19 protein-coding genes are annotated in these 20000 nt (G+C 41.1%); 10 read left to right on the top strand and 9 right to left on the bottom strand.

Annotation, left to right across the window (positions count from 1 at the left end; translation table 11 throughout):
- Positions 1-10 precede the first annotated feature (10 nt).
- Positions 11-454, bottom strand: coding sequence for a DUF2850 domain-containing protein (locus MCT08_RS18015; RefSeq protein WP_053311158.1), 444 nt, complete (start codon positions 452-454; stop codon positions 11-13).
- Positions 455-850: 396 nt separating this feature from the next.
- Here MCT08_RS18015 and ppnP point away from each other — a divergent pair, with 396 nt between their 5' ends.
- Positions 851-1132, top strand: coding sequence for a pyrimidine/purine nucleoside phosphorylase (ppnP, locus tag MCT08_RS18010; RefSeq protein WP_171981057.1), 282 nt, complete (start codon positions 851-853; stop codon positions 1130-1132).
- Between the two features lie 215 nt (positions 1133-1347).
- Here the strand turns inward: ppnP and MCT08_RS18005 are convergent, their stop codons facing one another.
- Positions 1348-2196, bottom strand: coding sequence for a pirin family protein (locus MCT08_RS18005; protein ID WP_172532940.1), 849 nt, complete (start codon positions 2194-2196; stop codon positions 1348-1350).
- Positions 2197-2575: 379 nt separating this feature from the next.
- Between MCT08_RS18005 and MCT08_RS18000 the strand changes: the two genes are divergently transcribed.
- Entirely contained in the window at positions 2576-3742 is a 1167-nt protein-coding gene (locus MCT08_RS18000; RefSeq protein ID WP_274673435.1) for a GGDEF domain-containing protein, read from the top strand.
- Here MCT08_RS18000 and MCT08_RS17995 read toward each other — a convergent pair.
- Both MCT08_RS17995 and MCT08_RS17990 read right to left on the bottom strand, forming a co-directional pair.
- Positions 3723-4013, bottom strand: coding sequence for a hypothetical protein (locus MCT08_RS17995; RefSeq protein WP_274673436.1), 291 nt, complete (start codon positions 4011-4013; stop codon positions 3723-3725). The genes MCT08_RS18000 and MCT08_RS17995 overlap by 20 nt on opposite strands.
- 242 nt (positions 4014-4255) lie before the next feature.
- Positions 4256-5359, bottom strand: coding sequence for a DUF3541 domain-containing protein (locus tag MCT08_RS17990; RefSeq protein ID WP_274679034.1), 1104 nt, complete (start codon positions 5357-5359; stop codon positions 4256-4258).
- A gap of 328 nt (positions 5360-5687) precedes the next feature.
- On the opposite strand from MCT08_RS17990, the gene MCT08_RS17985 reads away from it, so the two are divergent.
- Entirely contained in the window at positions 5688-7040 is a 1353-nt protein-coding gene (locus tag MCT08_RS17985; protein ID WP_053311152.1) for a diguanylate cyclase, read from the top strand.
- A gap of 317 nt (positions 7041-7357) precedes the next feature.
- Here MCT08_RS17985 and MCT08_RS17980 read toward each other — a convergent pair whose 3' ends face one another.
- Positions 7358-8875 (bottom strand): DUF3612 domain-containing protein, encoded by a 1518-nt coding sequence (locus MCT08_RS17980; protein ID WP_053311151.1) that lies wholly within the window; start codon positions 8873-8875, stop codon positions 7358-7360.
- Between the two features lie 161 nt (positions 8876-9036).
- Between MCT08_RS17980 and MCT08_RS17975 the strand changes: the two genes are divergently transcribed.
- A complete protein-coding gene (locus MCT08_RS17975) occupies positions 9037-9615 on the top strand; it encodes an aldolase/citrate lyase/malate synthase family protein (RefSeq protein ID WP_168524419.1) in 579 nt (192 codons plus the stop codon).
- 64 nt (positions 9616-9679) lie between these two features.
- Here MCT08_RS17975 and MCT08_RS17970 read toward each other — a convergent pair whose 3' ends face one another.
- Complete coding sequence (locus tag MCT08_RS17970; protein ID WP_053311149.1) at positions 9680-10696, bottom strand: GGDEF domain-containing protein; 1017 nt, start codon at positions 10694-10696, stop codon at positions 9680-9682.
- 216 nt (positions 10697-10912) lie between these two features.
- On the opposite strand from MCT08_RS17970, the gene MCT08_RS17965 reads away from it, so the two are divergent.
- Entirely contained in the window at positions 10913-12610 is a 1698-nt protein-coding gene (locus MCT08_RS17965) for a methyl-accepting chemotaxis protein (RefSeq protein WP_338062590.1), read from the top strand.
- Positions 12611-12655: 45 nt separating this feature from the next.
- On the opposite strand, the gene MCT08_RS17960 is transcribed toward MCT08_RS17965, so the two are convergent.
- Positions 12656-13546, bottom strand: coding sequence for a DMT family transporter (locus MCT08_RS17960; protein ID WP_053311148.1), 891 nt, complete (start codon positions 13544-13546; stop codon positions 12656-12658).
- Between the two features lie 116 nt (positions 13547-13662).
- Between MCT08_RS17960 and MCT08_RS17955 the strand changes: the two genes are divergently transcribed.
- Both MCT08_RS17955 and MCT08_RS17950 read left to right on the top strand, forming a co-directional pair.
- On the top strand, positions 13663-14145 hold the full coding sequence (locus MCT08_RS17955; protein WP_261916155.1) for a MarR family winged helix-turn-helix transcriptional regulator: 483 nt from the start codon (positions 13663-13665) through the stop codon (positions 14143-14145).
- Positions 14146-14161: 16 nt separating this feature from the next.
- Positions 14162-14539: an MmcQ/YjbR family DNA-binding protein gene (locus MCT08_RS17950; protein WP_274679032.1), complete on the top strand. Its 378-nt coding sequence runs from the start codon at positions 14162-14164 to the stop codon at positions 14537-14539.
- Here MCT08_RS17950 and MCT08_RS17945 read toward each other — a convergent pair.
- Positions 14536-15453 carry a chemotaxis protein gene (locus MCT08_RS17945; RefSeq protein ID WP_053311145.1) on the bottom strand — a complete coding sequence of 306 codons (918 nt, stop codon included), beginning with the start codon at positions 15451-15453 and terminating at the stop codon, positions 14536-14538. The genes MCT08_RS17950 and MCT08_RS17945 overlap by 4 nt on opposite strands.
- Positions 15454-15639: 186 nt before the next feature.
- On the opposite strand from MCT08_RS17945, the gene ppiC reads away from it, so the two are divergent.
- Together ppiC and MCT08_RS17935 are read left to right on the top strand one after the other, a co-directional pair.
- A complete protein-coding gene (gene ppiC, locus MCT08_RS17940) occupies positions 15640-15918 on the top strand; it encodes a peptidylprolyl isomerase PpiC (RefSeq protein ID WP_053311184.1) in 279 nt (92 codons plus the stop codon).
- A gap of 306 nt (positions 15919-16224) precedes the next feature.
- Positions 16225-16896, top strand: a complete 672-nt coding sequence (locus tag MCT08_RS17935; protein ID WP_168524425.1) for a LuxR C-terminal-related transcriptional regulator — start codon at positions 16225-16227, stop codon at positions 16894-16896.
- Positions 16897-17025: 129 nt separating this feature from the next.
- Here the strand turns inward: MCT08_RS17935 and malK are convergent, their stop codons facing one another.
- Positions 17026-18144: a maltose/maltodextrin ABC transporter ATP-binding protein MalK gene (malK, locus tag MCT08_RS17930; RefSeq protein ID WP_168524426.1), complete on the bottom strand. Its 1119-nt coding sequence runs from the start codon at positions 18142-18144 to the stop codon at positions 17026-17028.
- Between the two features lie 664 nt (positions 18145-18808).
- Here malK and malE point away from each other — a divergent pair.
- Entirely contained in the window at positions 18809-19990 is a 1182-nt protein-coding gene (malE, locus tag MCT08_RS17925) for a maltose/maltodextrin ABC transporter substrate-binding protein MalE (RefSeq protein ID WP_053311142.1), read from the top strand.
- The last annotated feature ends 10 nt before the right edge of the window (positions 19991-20000 follow it).

Here is a 20000-nt window from a genome sequence, read left to right as displayed (position 1 = left end):
ATGGTGTCAGCTATTGCTGTGAAAAATGTTCGGAGAGCGCGGAGCGGCGGTTTTTACTGGGATCGCCGCTTTCATCGGCTTGGATAGTCTCTTCGTAGCCTTGTTTTATAAATCGTTGAGTGGGCGTACTGGGTTCAATGCGCTTTAACTGAGGTGAGTTGAGTGTTCCTGACTGCTGGTAAATAGTTATGCCATCACCAGTTCGAATTTCAATTTGCTTTCCATTGTAGTCAAAGTTTGTGCTTATCAACCGGTTGTTGCGAAATACTCCTTTTTCATTAAAAGTCAGAATCTCCGTGCTATAACTAGGTGCACCAATTTCAATCCATGAACCATAGACTTGTTTCGGATGAGTGTACTCTTGATAGCTGAAAAACAGCAGTGCCGCAAAGCCGACAGCCACTGTGACTAATGCTATCCAAAAAACACTTTTGAAAAGCGATTCTCTCTTCATCGAGGGGCCTGAAAATGGTTTTTTTTCATTCGCTAAGTCCTTATTCTGTTTAGGTTATCTAGGGGGGGGGGCAGTTTGAACCAATAGCCTATTTATCCATCCCTTTTCTACCTTTAATCTGCAACTTCAAGTTGTTTGGGTATAGAACGAAATCAGAGACTGAAAGATGTCGTACAGTTTGGCAAATCTCGCGCCATTAAATGTGACTCTAATTCCAAATGAAGAGCTAATGGATGACAAGATAGATAGTGTGTTAATTGTTCTACTATTGATTATAGACTGAGTGCGATGGTTTGTTTTGGCCTAATTTGCTTCTTGTGTAATTTGAAATTATCAGATAAAACAAGTGAATGATTTATCACAGTAGGTCGATGATGGCCTTTACAAGGAAGAAAAATGATCAAAGAAAACTCGTATTTTGAAGGTAACGTAAAATCTTTGGGTTTCACGCAGCAAGATGGTGATAGCTCTGTTGGAGTTATGGCTCCTGGTGAGTACACTTTTGGTACAGCAGCCCCAGAACGAATGACCGTGGTTAAGGGTACATTAGTCATTAAGCGTATTGGTGATGAAGAGTGGTCGACGTTTAACAGTGGCGAGTCATTTGAGGTGGCCGGAAATTCATCGTTTGATTTACAGGTAGCGCAATCTACAGCCTATTTATGTGAATATCTGTAGTTATTGCTTTCAGTGTTATGTCCACTGATATAAAAAAGCCACACCCAATAGTGTGGCTAAAACAAAAAATGAATGGCAGTGGATATTCAGTTTTTGTGCTGTGGGATCTAAACCAGAACCCAATAATGTTTTACTGATACAGACTTATTACTAGGTCAATACGCCTTAATACGTGTCAAGTGAACGTTATACCGATGAGGATGATATTTAGATCATTAATAGGTTTCAAAAAGACCAGAGTTGTAGTCTTTGATGGCTTGTTCAATCTCTGCAAAAGAGTTCATAACAAAAGGGCCATAGTGAACAACCGGTTCATTGATTGGTTCGCCCATCAATAGCAATACACCACCGATTTCATTGGTTTCAAGCTCTAAGAACTCACCTTTTGACATCAATGCTATCTCACCCTCTCTTAATACTTTTGTACCCAAGGTTATGTGTCCTTGGTAGACATAAACCATCACATTATGGTTTTCTGGAGTGTTGATACGGATAGCGCTTTTTGGTATCGCTTGCCAGTCTGCTACACTCAATGTCGACCCTGTCTGAGTCAAAGGGCCAATCAATGTCTCGCCATTACAATCGATGTGACCAGCTAAAATTCGCAGTAAGCCAGTACTAGGTGTGCGATATTCAGTAATGCTCTCTGGTTGAAAGTCATGGTATTGAGCAGGAAGCATTTTATGGCTAGCGGGTTGATTTATCCAAATCTGAAAACCATGCAAGTGGCCGTCTTGCATAATTGGCATTTCACTGTGAATGACTCCACGTCCTGCTGCCATCCATTGAGCACCGCCAGAACGTAACTCGCCAATATTACCCATATGATCTTTGTGCTGAAAATGCCCATTTAACATATAGGTGAGCGTTTCTATACCGCGGTGAGGATGAGGCGGAAAGCCACCTATATAGTCAGATTTTTGGTCTGACTTTAATTCATCAACCATCAAAAATGGTGAAAAGTGGGTATTATTAAACCCTGCGACTCGGCGAATTTTAACTCCATCACCATCAGATGTTGGTTGCGCGCGAAGCATTTGTTGCACTGTACGTTGGTTTGGCATAACGGCTCTCCTCTACGGAATACGCAAAGTGTAAATTAACAATCTTGAAATGATGAGCCCACGGATTTGAGTATCTTCTTCAATAATTTCGAACATCTCTATGCTCTCCCTACTTGATGCAGCTGTGGCGTTGGCTATGCTCGCCTAATCCGGCTCCGTCGTAAATCTGGATGAAAGCGTAGTAAAAGATGTAATGACCCTGCGAGTGCATAGAATCGTTCAAAGGCATTGTTGTCTTCTATTTTTATATGCTCTTGCAGCCAATGAATAGAAATGCTGCCATTATTCACGCTTTAAAATCTAAACAAATAATTAGCCACAAGTGATTTTTTTCTTCTAGACTTGAGTTGGTATCTAACTCTTTAGGGGGAGCTTAAGAATGGCAGAGTTAGTAGGAAGGCATTTAGAAGAAATGGCCAATATGCAATTATCCCGCAAACGTAGAGTTGTGGGGTTGTGTTCTGTTGTGTCGGCTACTCTATTTTCCTACTACGGTTTCGTTCAGTTCATCGATCACAGCTACTATCTTAGCTTATTTAATTTTATCTGTTTGTTGGCGATCATTTTCAATGCTATCTATTTATATCAGCGTCCCGACATGCCCTACGCCGACTTAGTTCTTAGCGGAATTTTACTGACTAAAGGTATCATGCTGCTGCTTTACAGCGCGCAAGCCACAAGCGGTATTTTATGGCTCTATCCTATTCTAGCTGCGGTCATTTTCATTAATGACTTTAAAATTGGGATAGTATTTAGCTTTAGTTTTAGCATGTTGGTTGGCGTTTCATTATTGGTGACTAATACGCAATTATCATCAGACTACTTATCGGCGGATCGTTTCGTTATCAGCCTAACTATTTTAGGTGTCATCTGTCATATTTCAGCTTACTATTACAACAAAGCCATCAATTATATCCAATCCCTCTATCAAGAAGGAATTGAGGACCTTGCCTATACCGACCAACTCACTGGTCTTGCTAACCGTTGGAGTTTTGAAAATTGGGCGAATGAAAAGCTTTCTCAGCAAATGAAAAGTAATTCCATCACCGCCTTAGTGTTTCTCGATATTGATAATTTTAAATCGATTAATGACAACTATGGCCACGATGTTGGCGATAAAGTGCTGCAATATTTTGCTAACAGATTAAAGAACAACGTTAGGAATAGAGACAGGAAGACAGCTAAACATGACTGTTCAATCGCAAGGTTTGCAGGAGATGAGTTCGTATTGTTGCTGTACGATGTAAGAACCAAAAAAGATCTTGATGCTATTCTTAACCGTATTTGTTACATGTTTGAGGATAAATATCAAAGTTCCGAGATGATTAACAACCTCACTGTCAGCGTTGGTGCTGCGCTATTTCCAAATGATGCTGATAACCTACCAGAACTCACCCGCTGTGCGGATAAAGCCATGTATTGGGCAAAACACAAAGGTAAAAATCAGTACCAGTATTATCAACATATATCTTCTGCTGAAATTCAAGAACCAAAATGCTCAGCAACCGTCACACCAATTAAAAAGGCTAGCGAGTCATATACATAAGCCATAGCCCTAATACGCATAACAGTGACATCCATACAGCGTACCTTACTGTATTGGGTTTATCCTTTCTGGGTTTAACCACTGGCCTTAGTGCAACTCGCCTTGCTGCATCAATAATGGAAAGGTCTTTCTCATCACGATTTTCTAGTATTTCACGTTTTTTCTGCGCTTGGTTGGCAACTTTGGTAAAACGGTGCATCTGATCCTGAGTGAAATCTTCATTAGGATCATAGTGCGAATTTTTATCCGTATGTTTAGGCAATACAGACATCTCACTTCTCCCCCTCCTAATTTAAGCTAATCCAATTATAGCTTACCTCTTTGAGTTGTTTTGACCGCTAATTGTTACGAAGTTCTACAAGAGCGGGGGCAATATTGTATACCGTCAGTATTACATTACTAAAAACAGAGGGTCCATTCCATCTACTAACCCTCAAGGATCTCTACGTTGGCTTTGTACCGTAATTTGAATTTATTGATAATTTTGCTCTTGGTGGATTTTGGTTGTTGGCCCTACTTAAGAGATGACATTTTTTCTAAGCCATAAGGTAAGTTGAAAAAAACGCTCGGATTACGTTCGATAGTCGGTGCTTGGTTAACGCTTTGCCAGTCAAGCAACATGATTGCTAACACATTTCGGTGTTCGCCATAAGCGAGCTCGAAATCTCCTGTCGTCGATGGGATCATGCCTTGCTCTTTATCAATCGAGGCTTGAATCGCTAGTCGAGTTTTCTCTACAACAGGGTCGGTTTCTAAACCTGCAAGTAGAAAAGCAATGCCTACTTCGGCGATGACATCTTCTTTTGCTCGCGCCAAAATCGTATCAATGTTGGCGCGGAAATAATCGTAGATCCACTGATGTTGTTTTTCACTAACTGGATGTTGGTAATATTCAGAATCAGCGAAAATAATGTGTGTCATACCATACAGCTTATTGCCATATTGTTGACTAGATAGCTTTCTGTCGGCTGAATCTGGGTAGGTTTTTCTAAAGCTGTCAATAAACGGCTGCACTACATCTTGCTCACCTAGTTGGCGTAACCAATAGACTTGGTTAGCCAATTGTGCCGCCCACGCCTTGATCATTGCTTCATTGGTTGCGTATTTAGTGAAATCGTATCGACGAATCACTTGGCGAAGCACTTGGTCATCTTTATGCTTAAGGCCATATTCATTAGCTCTAGCCATTGAACCAAGCAAATCAACACCTAGATAAAGGTACTCAGGTGTATTTTTAGTTGCCATATAGCGTAATTTGCTACGCTCATCGGTCTCATCAACATAGCCACTTAAACGCTTTTCTGAATAGAGAAAAATTTGTTCTGGAGTGTGAACCTCTTCTGCGAATCTGTTGAGTCGACTCGCTACGCGAGCAAGGTCACTCCACACTGCTGCAGAGTATTTGGCATCCAACGTCTGTCGGTACATTCTTAAGCCATAATGACCTTCCTTAAATGCAGGCAAAGTGTAAAGCTGGCTTTCATAGGTTTGGCGGATGCGCTCTGCTGATTGTTCAAAGCCTTCATGTGAGGTCAGTGCCTGTTGTGCAAAGCTAAAGGTGGATAAGCAAAGAGCAGTGACTAAACAATATAATGAAGTTAATTTCTTAAGTGACATAATCAAAACTTGGCAAATTATCAATTGAATATAGCTTACTATTATGGGTCACTATCATTGTGAGGAATGGGTCAGGTGAGGGTAAATTAACCGATTTTGACTGTTTTATTTCACTGATATCGGCGGTTTTGTTGCGTTAGCTTTCTGATTTTTGATGTGATTAATAAATTAAATTATTTAATTATCATTGTCTTATAAAGTTAGAATTGAAATTAGTCGATGTATTTACCATCCAAATACGTTATTCTTCATTAAAAGCACTATCCTAAAGAGACTAGTGAAATCATAAACAGATGTAGTCATTACTACAGACTATCAGGGGGAGTGCATGAGGTCTGTCTCAGGCAAGCAATGGTCTGTCAATTTGCTTCTTATCGCTTTCATCCTTTTTTGCGGTGGGTTGATTGAAGCTGTCAATTTTAATCAGCGCAATTATATTCGTGACAATTTGCAAGTCAGAGCGAAAGAAGAGTTATCGATTATTCGATCACAATTGGAAGCCTCGATTCTTTCTGATATTTATGTAGCCAGCGGTGTTTCCAGTTTGATAGCCGTAAATAGTCAATACCAATTCAATGACTGGGAAAAAATAGCCACTAGTATTCTTCATAGAGGTAAACATATTCGTATTGTTGGCTTGGCTCCCAATGACATCATTCAGTTTATCTATCCATTTAAAGGTAATCAAAAAGCGATAGGTTTGGATTATCGAACGATCCCAAGTCAGTGGTCTTCAATCGTTAAGGCTAAAGAAATAAAAGATATTTTTATTGCTGGCCCATTTGACCTTGTGCAGGGGGGAAGGGGCTTAATCGCTCGAATTCCAATTTTTACAGACCCTCCTCTTAATGAAAAGTATTGGGGGGTCTGTAGCCTAGTGATTAATTTAGATTCTTTATTAGTTTCATCGGGTGTAGAGAGTTTTACCCATCGATTCAATCTAGCGATACGCGGCGTCGACAGTAGTGGTGCACAAGGTCAGCTTTTTTTAGGTAAGCAAGAGGTTTTCGATAATGCCTTCGCAAAGCAAAATGTGCATTTCCCTTACGGTGGTTGGGAAATGGCCGTTTCAGAAAAAAGCGATATTTTGCATCAGGTTCCTTGGTACCAAGTCAACGTTGTGCGGTTAGTTGGCTATTCTATTCTCGTTGTGTTAGTTGCCGGATTTATTGCGATCTATCGTTTGTATACGATTGCGAATGAACGAGCATTTCATGATGAGTTAACCAAACTTCCAAACCGTCGCTATTTTATGTACACCTTAGAAAGCTATTTTGATCAGGCTGTGAAACTAGGGGCATCAGCGAATTTTGTGATACTCAACATTGATATCGATATGTTTAAGTCTATTAATGACACCTATGGACATGCTGCGGGAGATAAAGTGCTTGTAGCTTGTGCAGAGCGAACTAAAGGTGTATTACGTGCCTCTGACGTGGTTGCTCGCATCGGGGGAGATGAGTTTCTGGTTTTATTGCCTCGATTATCGAGTATCACTGATATAGAGGCGATCAACGCTAAAATTAAAAAAGCCTTGTGTAATATGCCAGTGATTTATGAGCAGCATCTAATTAATGTTCAGGTGAGCATCGGTTACTCTGCTTTTGATTCAAAATTTAAAGATATTGACGCTATGCTTAAAGTGGCCGATGACAAAATGTATGAAGAGAAGCGTCGCTAGTTAATTTAGTCATCAGATCGATGAGTGTGGTATTTGAGAAATAGTTTGAAATTGTTTTTTGCAAAATGGAATTTATTTGCAAAATGCGAATTAATTATGCGACGGGTTGTAATGAAACTGGCTGTAAAATGAGCAAATATAGGCGATTTAGGCTGTGAAAAAGTTGGCACGTATCCTGCTTTATTAGATATGACCCTTCTAAGCCGAGGGTCACCTAGCCAACTGACGTTGTTAGTGAACCTTATTTTGTTCACATTTATTAATAGCCAATCACGCTTATTGTGATTGGCTTTTTTTATGCCATTTGCTTAGCATTTTTATTCGCCACACTTATCGTAACAACTTGGCTTTCTTGGACAAACAGCGCCACGAGAGCAGATCAAACGAGCTTGATTTTCTATCCCACGTTCAATCCAATTGATGTTTAGGATTTTCGCGATGGTGGTGAGATCTTTTTTGATATGCCTTGGTATTGCGGTACTCCCTCCTCCACGTACACAAGATGCTTTAAGCTCTTCTGCAATGGAAAGTGCGTCTCCACCTTGCGCATTAATCGCAGGGTTTAAATCAATCCCTGCACATAACACTCGATTATTTCCAGCAGGGTCAACCATATTGACCGACTCGCAGCAGTAGATTCTAGGCTCATCCCCCACATTTAAAATCGAGATTTGTGCTGAGCTACCCTTTTGAGGTTCTGAGAGGCGTCGAAATACTGCCCAGTGCTGACAAGGGTCATTAACCTTTCGCATATTTCCCCATGGCAGTGGAATACCATTCCCACGGTATACCGCTTTTAGTTTTCCTTCTCCATAGGCATCAAAATAGTGCCAATGTGGGTAAGGGGATACAACGGTCATACGGCGCATTGCAACGGATGGAGATACTCCCGCCTTCAGGTGTACACCAATTTCATAACCACAGCGGTCAAGCAATTGTCGATAAGGTACTTTAGGGCACAATAATGCCCCTGCGAAAAAGCTTGATTCGAAATCTCGCCATGCTTGAAGAATATCTTGTGAATTGAGCTCACAGGTTGCTTTAGCATCGGGGGCTTCTTCCCAGCTATTTGTGTGACCAACCGTTAAAACGCTTTTTAGCCCTTCTTTGCTGTGTAGAATATTGTGACCAATATAGACAGCTAAGTCGTATTTTAGGCGCGTAGGGTATTCTCTGAGTATCTCATTTAGGTAAATCGTACTTGGTGGCTCAAAAAAAGAGGTGATCAGTTGTTTAGCGCTCACGCCTAACTCATCGACCACATCTTGAGGTGTTCTGGTGACCCAACGGATCGATAAACCAAGGCTTTTAGCAATATCAATCAGGTCTTCAACCGCTAAATTCAATCGTTTCAGTCCTACTTCTTCAGCGGCTCGTTCTAGATCTGGAAAATGATTTTGAAGGCTTTCTTGGTGAGCACGGATCAGCAAGTGGGCAAACTGTCGTCCTGTAATCCCAGTTTGCGATAGCATCTCTGGAATAGCGATTTGCAAAATATCATTCGAAAATAAAAAACTAGGCTCAAGAGCCATACCGCTGATACCACCTCGGTTACCTTTGTCGGGGGTAATATCCGTTTGTTCTGGTTCGTCATCGAGAAACCAAGCCGGATCTTTTTGGAAAACCTGAGCAATAACTTCCAGCATATCAATACTCGGAACACGTTTCCCCCGTTCAATCATAGATAGATAAGAAACCGACGGTGCATATTCAGGGTTGATACGAATACAGCGTGCAGAAAGGTCTTCCATTGTTAAGTGGTTACGTTTTCTCAGGTTTCGTACTTTGGTACCTAAGAAGTGAGATTGACGAACTAAACTTTTTGACAAGGCCATTTTGTAAAATTCACACTGTAAAATTTTTGTTGTGAAATTGTAGTAAAAAATTGGTTAATCTACCAAGTAAGCAAGGTCACAAATTTGCCGTAAAGTTAAACGCAAGTTTGGAATAATTGCTCTAGGACACAAAATAATGAGTTATCCAAGAGGGAAAGACGATGAATATGCTGACATTCGATAAAACAGAAATCCAAAAACAAAACAAACCCTTTATCGCTGAAGCTGTCTTCGCCGTCGAGACGATCAGTGCTAATCAACAAAACGAAAAACAGATACAAGCAAAGCAGCTACTGGATAGGCTTTTCCCGCTTGAAATGGGTTCTCACCAAGATGTGACTAGCTACGTGATAGACTACCGTCATGTACTGGCTTACTTCAAAGATGGTCGACATAGTGGATTAAAGCACCCCAAGCATTTCGTGGCATTCAACGGTGAAAAAGAGTCACCTTGCTCAATACTATTTCGTGATGGCAGCGGAAGTCACGTTGAGGTGATGTTTGGTTGCACTAAAGGTACGGGATGTGTCGAGTTGATAGCCATTGATGATATTCAGTTAGAAACATGCACAACATTCACTCAGTTTGCTGAGGATGTGCCAAGTGCAGCAATGCGTCATTGGATAAGTTTAGTGAAAGGTGATGAACAGGGTAAACCCAAAGCGTGCAGTGAGGATAAAGAGTACAGGGCTAAAAATGGCGAGGATTACTGCTTAAATTACAGTTTTAATATCGCCTAATGAGTTGAACCGTGAAATGAAATATGGGGCTAAAGGCCCCATGTCTTTTATAAGATGTAATATATTAAAGAGGCATCACACGATTACGCCCGAGTTGTTTGGCTTCATAAAGCAAGCTATCGGCTCTTTCTATTAAAGTCTCTGATGTGTCACCAAGTTGCCACTCTGCAACACCAAATGATGCGGTAATATTTCCGACCAGTTTTCCTGAACGTCGATCTTTGACACTCAATTTTTCGAGAGAGCGACGCAGTGACTCTGCAAATTGTCTTGCGATACGCAATGTTTTATTTGGAACAATCAATACAAATTCTTCACCACCAAAGCGGTAGGCTGTTATGCCATCTCGGCTGGTGGATTGTAGTCTTTTAGCAATCCCTTTAATAACAGTATCGCCAAATAAATGCCCGTAGTTGTCATTGAATGACTTAAAGTGGTCAATGTCGAGTAAAATCAAACTGATTGGTTGCTGCGCGCTGATGAGAACATTTAGGTCATCGTTGAATGAGCGGCGATTATATAAGCCAGACAACCCATCAAATAAAGCCCCTTTTTGTACTTCAGCTAGTTGTTCTTTCAGGCGTTGAATTTCCTGGCTAGCATTGTTTAATTGACCATTTAAAAATCGTGTTGAGTGACGGATATCACGAGATTCTGTCACTAACTGACGCACTAACGTCATCACTTCTTCTATCGATAATTCATCATCTTCAACTCGCTCTAACTCACTAAAGCTTTTGTCTATCACTTTTGCAAATTTACTAGTATCGGTGAGTGTATCAGTCATGGAACTTGCGACTTCATTGACCAATACCTCAATGTTATTGCGCAATTGATTTAAGTTAGTTTCAGAACGACTAGCTACGTAATGGTTATAAAGTTGCGAGCTTGTCGCTGGAGGGCACAGACCAAAGTTCTCAAGCACAGTATCCAGCTCTTGGTTGAGCTGAGGAATGACATTATCTACATAGGTATACCAAAGGGCATAATTAGAAGGCGTTGCCGCAACATGATTTTTCATCATTAACGGAACTGCTTTTTTTAAATTAGCCGTAGATCTTTTAAAGTCGTCGTTGGTCATTATCGTAAATTTAGTTGCTAGTCACAGAATTCATATTGCTAAGATTAGCGGATATCACAATGATATGCGCTAAAAAAAATGCCTATTGTGAATAAGTTTGAATGTTTTTTAACAATATTTGTTGAAAGTGATTTGATTTTGATCAAATTAATAGCCAGTTAGATGGCTTGGGCTCAGCTATATTATTAATAATTAAAACCATAAGGAGTTGGCTTAATGTCGATGGTAGAAGTAAGTAAAGAAACACCACCTTCAGGCTGGCGGAAGATATTTTCTTCAGTCAGTGTGCGTTTGAAAACAATTGCTGTGATCACCACCTGCTTTTTTGTCCTTCTCACCTATGAAGGTATCAAGGGTATGCAGATGGCCGCTGATTCCATAGAGGATTTATATAGCGAGGGTATGCAGCATACGATTCGTGCTGGAAAGGTATTGGATGAATTAGGATCGGCACGAAGTCAACTATTACTAGCCTTTCAGCATGAACCCGGCTCTCAGTTTGTCGATATGCATGACCATGTTATTGATCAACATATCGAAAGTATTCAACGCTCTGTCCAAGCATTACACCATATCATTGATAATGAAATTTTATCCTCTCCCCTTAGTGATATGGAAAAAGCGCAGGTCAATCGTCTCGCTGATAAGCTGGATGATATTACCCAAAATGGATTCAATACGGCGTTGCAGTATCTGAAAGAAAATCAGTATACGGAAGCGAATCTAACATTACTTAAAAAAATTAATCCACTATTTAAACAAGTTACCCAAGAAGCGGAAGGTTTTTTATCTATACAAATCGAAGAAGGAGCAAGCAACTTTCAGCAGGCAAACCACAACATTGAGCAATACATGTGGATGGCGACCATCCTTGTGTCGATTGCGGTGTTGACGATAATTGGCTTATCAGTACTGATCGTGAGACGTATTTCTCTCGCATCTCAGCAGCTAGGAAAATCCTCTGATTTAATCTCGAAAGGAGATTTAACACAGCGAATTCAGTTAACAGGTCAAGATGAGTTTGCTCATATCGCGCAATATGTGAATCGCATTGTAGCCAGTTTTCAACATGTCGTTCAGACCAATAAAGACTCGACAACTCAATTAGCTTTAGCGGCTGAAGAAAGCTCTGCTGTTGCTGTTCAAACCAAGCAAAATGTTATTGATCAACAAACTCAAACTCAGCTTGTTGCTACCGCTATCCATGAATTCACTGCCACAGTAAACGAGGTTGCGCAAAGTGCGAGCAATGCGGCCAGTGCTTCTGAGCAGGCTGATCGAGCGGCAGAGCAAGGGCAAAGTATCGTGCAAGAGACGATTACAATGATCTCTAACCTTTCGCAAGAAATGCAAGAATCTGTGGTTGGGATGCAAAGGCTAGCACGTGAAACTGAGGAAATCGGTAGTGTGGTTGATGTAATTCAAGGGATTTCTGAACAGACGAACTTACTTGCACTGAATGCAGCCATTGAAGCGGCTCGTGCAGGAGAGCAAGGGCGGGGCTTTGCTGTTGTGGCGGATGAAGTGAGAACATTGGCTAGCCGAACTCAGAAATCGACAGAGGAGATTCAACAAACCATTCAAAGGCTACAACAGGGCAGCCGAGAGTCAACCACTCGCTTGGAAAGTGGAGCGGATAATGCGCGCTTGGCGGTTGATAAAGCCCAGCTCGCGGGAGAATCTTTAACTCAAATTACGTCTGCGGTTGATCAAATTAATGCCATGAATGCACAAATTGCAACGGCTGCCGAGCAACAAAGCTTAGTCACAGAAGACATTAACCAAAACATTACCATTATCAGTGATATCGCAAACCAAACGGCATCAGGCGCTGAACAAAGTAGTCAAGCGACATTAGAGCTAGCTCGGTTAGCGGAAACACTGAAAGCCGAAACTGAAACTTATCGAGTGTGATCAAAGAGAGGTAAGCCGTACCGTTGGCTTACCTCTCTCGATCCTTTAGCGGATAATATGTGCTACGCGGCGAGCTTTAATCATGTTCACTATTTGTGGCATCAATGACATCACTATCATCCCCGCCATGTATGTGTATTGCATGGGTGTGTAGGCTTCTCCAAGCAATATCCCGCCACAAATAATGCCAGAAATTGGGTTGGCAATGCCGCCAAAGGTGAAATCAACAACGCTCATTCGCTGTAACAACCATACGTAGAGGCTATAACCTAATGCTGTATTGAGCACGCATACCCAAACCAGCCCCATTAAGTGAGTGGTATCGAAATGAATAAATGCATCTTGGTAAATTTGCGGTGAGTGCCATGCTTGCATGGAGGCGACCACAGCTAAGGCCAGGCCACCAATGATAAGTTGCCAAGTCAATACGCTCCACCAATCCATTTTGTTGCCTAAGGTTTGAGTAAAGTGGCTACCAATAATGATACAAAAAATAGCGGCCAACATTGCCCCTAAACCGATAGGGCTTAAAGAGAGTGTCCCTGGGTTAAATAGTAACCAGGCGAGTAGGAGCAATGCAATGCCACTGAATGCTTGAATAAAACTTGGTTTTTTCTTTTTGACAATCCAATGGAAAACCATGGCAAATACAGGAACAGAGATCATCCCAACACCAGAAATCGCAGAGGGAAGTGATAGAGCCATCACAAAGATCAAACTAAAGAAAGCAGCGATATTAATGAGCCCAATCAAGATCAATGGTCGCCATTCATTTTTCTTTGGCAAGCTAGGTTTGATTAGGAGTAATAGCAGGCCCGCAGGCAAAGCACGAAATACACCAAGTAATAACGGTGGCCAGTCTGGCAACGTGAATTTTGTTACTGCGTAAGTCGTTCCCCAGAAAAAGGCAGGGATCATAGCCAGTAATATGTTCATCACTATTATCTTTATATGAAGTTATTTCGTGTAAAGATAATGGTTATTTTTATTCTTGTAAAGAATCTTTATGTTAAGATAAATGCCTTGATGATGAGTGATGGAGTAGGCTGTACGTGGATGCGATTGATCGAGTAGTTGCTCAATGGGATAAAGAAAGACCAGATTTAAACACCCTACCAATGGCGATGATTGGTAGATTATCAAGGCTTTATAAACATTTAGAAATGGCTATTGCAGACGTTCACAAGCGTTACGGATTAAAACTTGGGGAGTTTGATGTGCTTGCAACGCTGCGCCGTGCAGGCAAGCCATTTGAGCTAACACCGTCGGAACTGATTGCTTCGATGATGCTGACTTCCGGTGCAATGACTAATCGATTGGATAAGTTAGAAAATAAAGGGCTCATTACACGTTGTCATAGTACAGCAGACCGTCGTAGTGTGAGTGTCGCGCTGACAGCATCAGGTCTGCAACTCATTGACGAAATAATAGAAGAACACGTTAAAGCTCAACAAAAGTTGGTCAAAAACTTATCATTAGATGAACAGCAAATGATAAACCAAAGCCTTAAAGTATGGCTGGGCCATTTCGAGTAAATGCAAAGGAGAGCTCATGGAACTTACAGATATTGAATCGTTTTTAGAGACATTACCGCAAGCACAAAGCGGTTACCCGTTTGGTCCTGATGCTTTGGTGTATAAAATTCGCGGTAAAATGTTTGCTTATACTTCGCAATCTTCTAACCAGCCATTTGTGACTTTAAAATGTACTCCTCAAGATGCAGAGGTACTGACCAGTGAATTTTCTTCGATACGTCCTGGTTATCATATGAATAAAAGGCATTGGATCTCCATTACGTTGAATGGAGATGTCGATGGCAACATGTTAGAAGAATTGTGTGAACGTTCTTACCGGTTAGTTGTCAGCCAACTGAAAAAAACCGAGAGAATGGCACTACAGTCCCTTTTTCAACAAGCTAAACCAAGCTAAGCGCCTTGGCTGGTTTGCTCTAATTTTTTTGCGCCACGCAGCATGGCTTCAATTAATTCTGTTGCGTTAAATTTCTCTAATGCTTCGTGCGCGCCCACTTGGTGAGCCCTATCTAGGCATATTTCACTAGAAAGCGAAGTATGTAAAATGCAGTAAGCATGGCTTAGCATGGAATCATTCTGAACTTCAAATGCCAGCTCGTAACCGTCCAAACCAGGCATTTCTATATCACTAACTAAAAGATCGATAGGCTGATGGTTGTGCGCGTCTTTTCTCATTAACTCAATAGCATCTAATCCATTCTTACAAATTTGGTAAGGGATATTGATACTGTCTAATGCATCAGCAAGCTGTTTACGAGCGATAGATGAATCATCAACCAATAAAATTCGCAGTGCTTTTAAACGCTCACGTTCAATGTCCGTTAGCATTGGAATTTTAGCGGATTCATACTGTGGATAAATTTTCGACAGCAGTAGCTCTACATCAAGGAGTTGGACGATTTGTTCTTTATAACGCGTAATACCAGTAACAAAGACATTCTTACCGGCAGTCGGTGGTGAGGATTCAATAGAACGCCAATCACATTCGATAATTTTTTCAATACTACGCACCATAAAGGCAACAATGGTTCGCAGGCAGTCAGTCACGATGAGGTAGCAACTTTTGTACTCGCTTGGATCTATCGCTCTAAAGCCAATCGCCGCAGCCATATCGATCACAGGGACGGTTAATTCACGAATGGTCACTGTACCGATCACATGGTGATGAGAGTATGGGATTTGTGTCATTGGCATGTAAGGGACGATTTCTCTTACTTTTAGGGTCCCAATCGCAAACAGTTGTTTTTGAGTGTTCAATGTGAACATCAACATACCTTGAGATTGATTTGCCTTACTAGGTGTTTTAGCCATAACGCTTTACTCTAAATCTTGATCTTATGCTTAATACTAAACGATCTCTTACCGACAGCAATCTGTTAAATACAAATTAACCCGTTAACCGCAGGTTTATTGATCTCTTTCATCCAAAGCTGTGGGTGAACTCTTGAAAAGCATCAGTTACACTATTCAGCAGTTTACATTTACTGAGAAAACATGATGGCAAGAACAGCAGCAGCGCTTCATATTTTGGTGAAGCACAAAGAACAAGCTGAAGATATCATTACACAACTTAAAAAAGGCGCGAAGTTTCAAACTTTGGCGCGTAAGTATTCCACCTGTCCGTCGGGTAAAAAAGGGGGCGATTTAGGCGAGTTTCGCCAAGGGCAAATGGTTCCTCAGTTTGATAAAATATGTTTTAGCGGCGAAGTACTTACACCACACCTTGTGAAAACGAAGTTTGGTTGGCACGTTGTTAAAGTGTTATACAGGACATAGGCCGTACCTAGAGATTGTAAGGGACCTTTCGAGCATCGTACGCCTTTCCCCATCAGATGTTGCAGTGGCCTAAGCTGCAACGTATTTCTTCTATCTTCATTTTCCCTTAATCACCCTGTCGGGCAGCTTACTACTAATAAAACTACCACTTCTTCTCACAAATAAGAAATTTAAATAACACATTGAATTTATTCTGGTTATTGGTTTTTTTTGTTGAGAGAGAAAAGTACGGTTACTTTGATATATTGACTTATATTGGCTTAACGTTAGTTTTACTAAGTCAGCAGTATGGTCTAGGAGTTTAAAATGAGTGATGACAGAAAAATTAACGTTCGATTGCTATCTGATATTTGTATGCAGTCTCGACTGCTTAAAGATTCTCTAGAGTCAAAATTACCGATCAGTATGGATATCTCGCCATTTTGCGATACTTGGATGCAAGAGAGCAATCAAGCATCACAAGACATCCAAATTATCATCATTGATTATTCGCGCGTGGATGCTAATAATTTTGCTGATTATTCTGCTTTTAAACGTTTGTCATGTCCAGATGCTAAAGAGGTGTTGATTAATTGCCCGGCAGATATTGAGCCAAAAATATTATTTAAGTGGCAAAACCTAGTCGGGGTTTTTTATTCACACGATGAGCTTGAATCTCTGATTAAAGGCATGGAAAAAGTTCTTGATGATGAAATGTGGTTTAATCGGAAGTTAGCCCAAGAATATATTCAACATTATCGAGCTGGTAATTCTTCAGTTACTTCCCAAGCCTATGCGAAGTTGACAAAACGCGAGCAGCAAATCGTTAAACTGTTGGGTAGTGGGGCTTCGAATATTCAAATTGCTGATGAACTATTTGTTAGTGAAAATACAGTGAAGACGCACTTGCATAATGTTTTTAAGAAGATCAATGCCAAAAATAGGTTACAAGCGTTGTTGTGGGCTAAAGAAAATATCGGCATCGAAGAGTTTAGCTAATTTTTTAAGACAGGCCTGACCAATGTGTTAACAACATTTTCTGCTACAAAACGTTCTCACTCTAAGTAAAAGTTTTATCTTATAAAAACGAAAATAGCCCCATTCAGGGGCTATTTTCGTTTAGCACATTTATTCGAAAGAGACGCCTTTTTCTTTATGAAGGCGACGACAAGCTCGACCGTCGCTATGGAAAAGGTGGCAGCGATGAGCAGGAACGCCGATAGTTAATGTATCACCTGTTTCAACACTTAACGTATCGGGTTGACGATAAATTACATCAGAATCTGAACCTTTCAAGTTCATATACACTTGTGTTTCGTTACCGAGTTTTTCGACAATCATCACTTTGCCTTCGATTTGCGCATCACCATCTTCAGCTTTTAGTAAATGCTCTGGGCGAACCCCTAAAGACATGCGTTCACCACGATTGACAGTTGTGCCATCGACAGGGATCCAGAAAGAAGTGCCATTGGATAATTGAACTTTGACACGCTCTGCTTCCGCTTCTTCAATAAATACGCTCATGAAATTCATCTTTGGTGAGCCAATAAAGCCTGCAACAAAACGATTTGCTGGGTAGTGATAAAGCTCTAGTGGCTTACCAACCTGAGAAACAAACCCAGCATCAAGTACCACGATTTTGTCGGCCATTGTCATGGCTTCTACTTGGTCGTGTGTTACGTAAATCATGGTACAACCCAGTTTACGTTGTAGCTTGGTAATTTCTGAACGCATTTGTACACGAAGTGCGGCGTCTAGGTTAGAAAGCGGTTCATCCAATAGAAATACATTCGGCTGTGATACAAGCGTTCGACCAATCGCTACACGTTGACGCTGACCGCCAGATAGCGCTTTTGGTTGGCGTTCAAGTAAGTGACTAAGTTGTAGAATTTCAGCAGCATGTTCAACACGTTGTTCGATTTCTTTTTTATCAGCTTTGGCAAGCTTAAGACCAAATGACATGTTATCGAAAAGATTAAGGTGCGGATAAAGTGCGTAAGATTGGAATACCATGCCGACGCCTCGTTTCGAAGGCTCAACATCATTCATTCGTTGATCGCCAATGAACAATTCACCAGAGGTAATGTCTTCTAAACCTGCAATACAACGTAATAAGGTTGACTTACCACAGCCCGATGGACCAACAAAGACAACAAATTCACCTTCTTTAATTTCTAAATCAACATTTTTAGAAATCAGTACATCACCGTATGCTTTACATACATTTTTTAACGTGACACCTGCCATGTAGCTTGTCCTCGATCAATATTTTTATAAATCACTGCCTATCATTATATGAATGTTCTCGCAGGCAATAACAGTAGGAATTCGGTAAGGTGGTTAATAATGTAAGAAAAAAGGGTGATGGCCTCAAAATAAGGGAGTTTGAAGCAAACATCACCCATCAATGCCAACTATTGATTTGCTTCCCCCGCACAGTGAGCGCCTCCCCCGTAATGAATCAATACCACGAACGCTCATTTGTGACAGCAAACCAATCCGGCAATGTAAGCCAGTCAAACTAAGTTAACCTAAGCGTTACTGGAAAGGGTTCTTACTATCCACTCTTGGATGACTGTAGTTTCCGTGAAGTTGAACGGGGATACATCCTCCCAATTCAAGTTTTTGTAGGGGGAGTAGAAAAGGATGAGGTGGAGGAGGGGCAAAAAGGCGTAGTTAGATCTAGCTCAAATATTTCGTCGTGCCAAAGTAGAGCTTTATCACATAAAGGTGCTTTTTTGTGATTTACCTCTCCAACCTTGGGCGATGGTGATCACGAAAATAGTCCATAATACCAAGGGCGTAGGGCGTAGGAGGATGAGTCTAAATAGGTTTTCTCTGATTATATATGACGAAATACGGCGAAACCTCTCGGTGAGCCCTACAACACAAATATAAAAAGGATATGAACATGAAAAACGCCCTAAGCACTGTAGCACTAAGTACGTTAGTTGCTCTTGGTTCGTTTGGTGCCCATGCTGCTATTGAAGAAGGACAGTTGACCATTTGGATTAATGGTGACAAAGGATATAACGGTCTTGCTGAAGTGGGTAAGAAATTTGAAGCCGATACTGGTATTAAAGTGACCGTCGCTCACCCTGATGGACTTCAAGATAAATTCCCACAGACAGCAGCGACTGGTGATGGTCCTGATATTGTGTTCTGGGCTCATGACCGTTTTGGTGGTTATGCAGAATCAGGTCTACTTGCTGAAATCAAACCTTCACAAGAAGTTAAAGATGGCATTGTTGATTTCGCGTGGGATGCGGTGAAATACAACGGTAAAATTATTGGTTACCCAGTGGCGGTTGAATCTCTATCACTTATCTACAACAAAGATTTAGTGCCAAACCCACCGAAGAGCTGGGAAGAAGTTGAAGCGTTGAACGCGAAACTGAAAAAAGACGGCAAGTCTGCGATCATGTGGAACCTAAAAGAACCATACTTCACGTGGCCTCTAATGGCTGCTGATGGTGGCTATGCATTCAAATACACTGTTGATGGCTATGACGTAAAAGACGCTGGTATTGCTAACCAAGGCGTTAAAGACTCAATGAACTTTGTGAAAAGTTTAGTCGAGAAAGGTGTAATTTCACCAGATATGGATTACTCAGTATCAGAGTCTGCGTTTAACCAAGGCAAAACGGCGATGACTATCAACGGTCCATGGGCGTGGGGTAACATCGAGAAGTCAGGCATCAATTACGGCGTAACTACATTACCTAAATTTAACGGTCAGTCTTCTAAGCCGTTCGTAGGTGTATTGACTGCTGGTATCAGCACAGCCTCTCCAAACAAAGACCTTGCTGTTGAATTCATTGAAAACTACCTACTAACCAATGATGGCCTACGTATGGTTAACAATGATAAGCCACTAGGCGCGGTTGCTCTTAACTCTTTCCAACGTGAACTTGATGCCGATACTCGTATCGCTGCAACAATGGATAACGCAATGAACGGTGAGATCATGCCAAACATTCCACAGATGAACGCTTTCTGGGGAAGTGCTAAAAACGCAATCATTAACATCGTAGATGGTCGTCAAACAGTTGATGCAGCACTTGCTGATGCTGAGAAACAAATGACTAAATAATTTGGTTTTG

It is taken from the genome of Vibrio aestuarianus (genome assembly GCF_028858425.1).
Lineage (GTDB): Bacteria > Pseudomonadota > Gammaproteobacteria > Enterobacterales > Vibrionaceae > Vibrio > Vibrio aestuarianus.
This window is presented reverse-complemented; position numbering and strand designations above follow the sequence as displayed.

Bases quoted from the DNA above. Each gene is read 5' to 3' on its own strand.
- MCT08_RS18015 (WP_053311158.1), bottom strand. From the start codon at position 454: ATGAAGAGAGAATCGCTTTTCAAAAGTGTTTTTTGGATAGCATTAGTC.
- ppnP (WP_171981057.1), top strand. From the start codon at position 851: ATGATCAAAGAAAACTCGTATTTTGAAGGTAACGTAAAATCTTTGGGT.
- MCT08_RS18005 (WP_172532940.1), bottom strand. From the start codon at position 2,196: ATGCCAAACCAACGTACAGTGCAACAAATGCTTCGCGCGCAACCAACA.
- MCT08_RS18000 (WP_274673435.1), top strand. From the start codon at position 2,576: ATGGCAGAGTTAGTAGGAAGGCATTTAGAAGAAATGGCCAATATGCAA.
- MCT08_RS17995 (WP_274673436.1), bottom strand. From the start codon at position 4,013: ATGTCTGTATTGCCTAAACATACGGATAAAAATTCGCACTATGATCCT.
- MCT08_RS17990 (WP_274679034.1), bottom strand. From the start codon at position 5,359: ATGTCACTTAAGAAATTAACTTCATTATATTGTTTAGTCACTGCTCTT.
- MCT08_RS17985 (WP_053311152.1), top strand. From the start codon at position 5,688: ATGAGGTCTGTCTCAGGCAAGCAATGGTCTGTCAATTTGCTTCTTATC.
- MCT08_RS17980 (WP_053311151.1), bottom strand. From the start codon at position 8,875: ATGGCCTTGTCAAAAAGTTTAGTTCGTCAATCTCACTTCTTAGGTACC.
- MCT08_RS17975 (WP_168524419.1), top strand. From the start codon at position 9,037: ATGAATATGCTGACATTCGATAAAACAGAAATCCAAAAACAAAACAAA.
- MCT08_RS17970 (WP_053311149.1), bottom strand. From the start codon at position 10,696: ATGACCAACGACGACTTTAAAAGATCTACGGCTAATTTAAAAAAAGCA.
- MCT08_RS17965 (WP_338062590.1), top strand. From the start codon at position 10,913: ATGTCGATGGTAGAAGTAAGTAAAGAAACACCACCTTCAGGCTGGCGG.
- MCT08_RS17960 (WP_053311148.1), bottom strand. From the start codon at position 13,546: ATGAACATATTACTGGCTATGATCCCTGCCTTTTTCTGGGGAACGACT.
- MCT08_RS17950 (WP_274679032.1), top strand. From the start codon at position 14,162: ATGGAACTTACAGATATTGAATCGTTTTTAGAGACATTACCGCAAGCA.
- MCT08_RS17945 (WP_053311145.1), bottom strand. From the start codon at position 15,453: ATGGCTAAAACACCTAGTAAGGCAAATCAATCTCAAGGTATGTTGATG.
- ppiC (WP_053311184.1), top strand. From the start codon at position 15,640: ATGGCAAGAACAGCAGCAGCGCTTCATATTTTGGTGAAGCACAAAGAA.
- MCT08_RS17935 (WP_168524425.1), top strand. From the start codon at position 16,225: ATGAGTGATGACAGAAAAATTAACGTTCGATTGCTATCTGATATTTGT.
- malK (WP_168524426.1), bottom strand. From the start codon at position 18,144: ATGGCAGGTGTCACGTTAAAAAATGTATGTAAAGCATACGGTGATGTA.
- malE (WP_053311142.1), top strand. From the start codon at position 18,809: ATGAAAAACGCCCTAAGCACTGTAGCACTAAGTACGTTAGTTGCTCTT.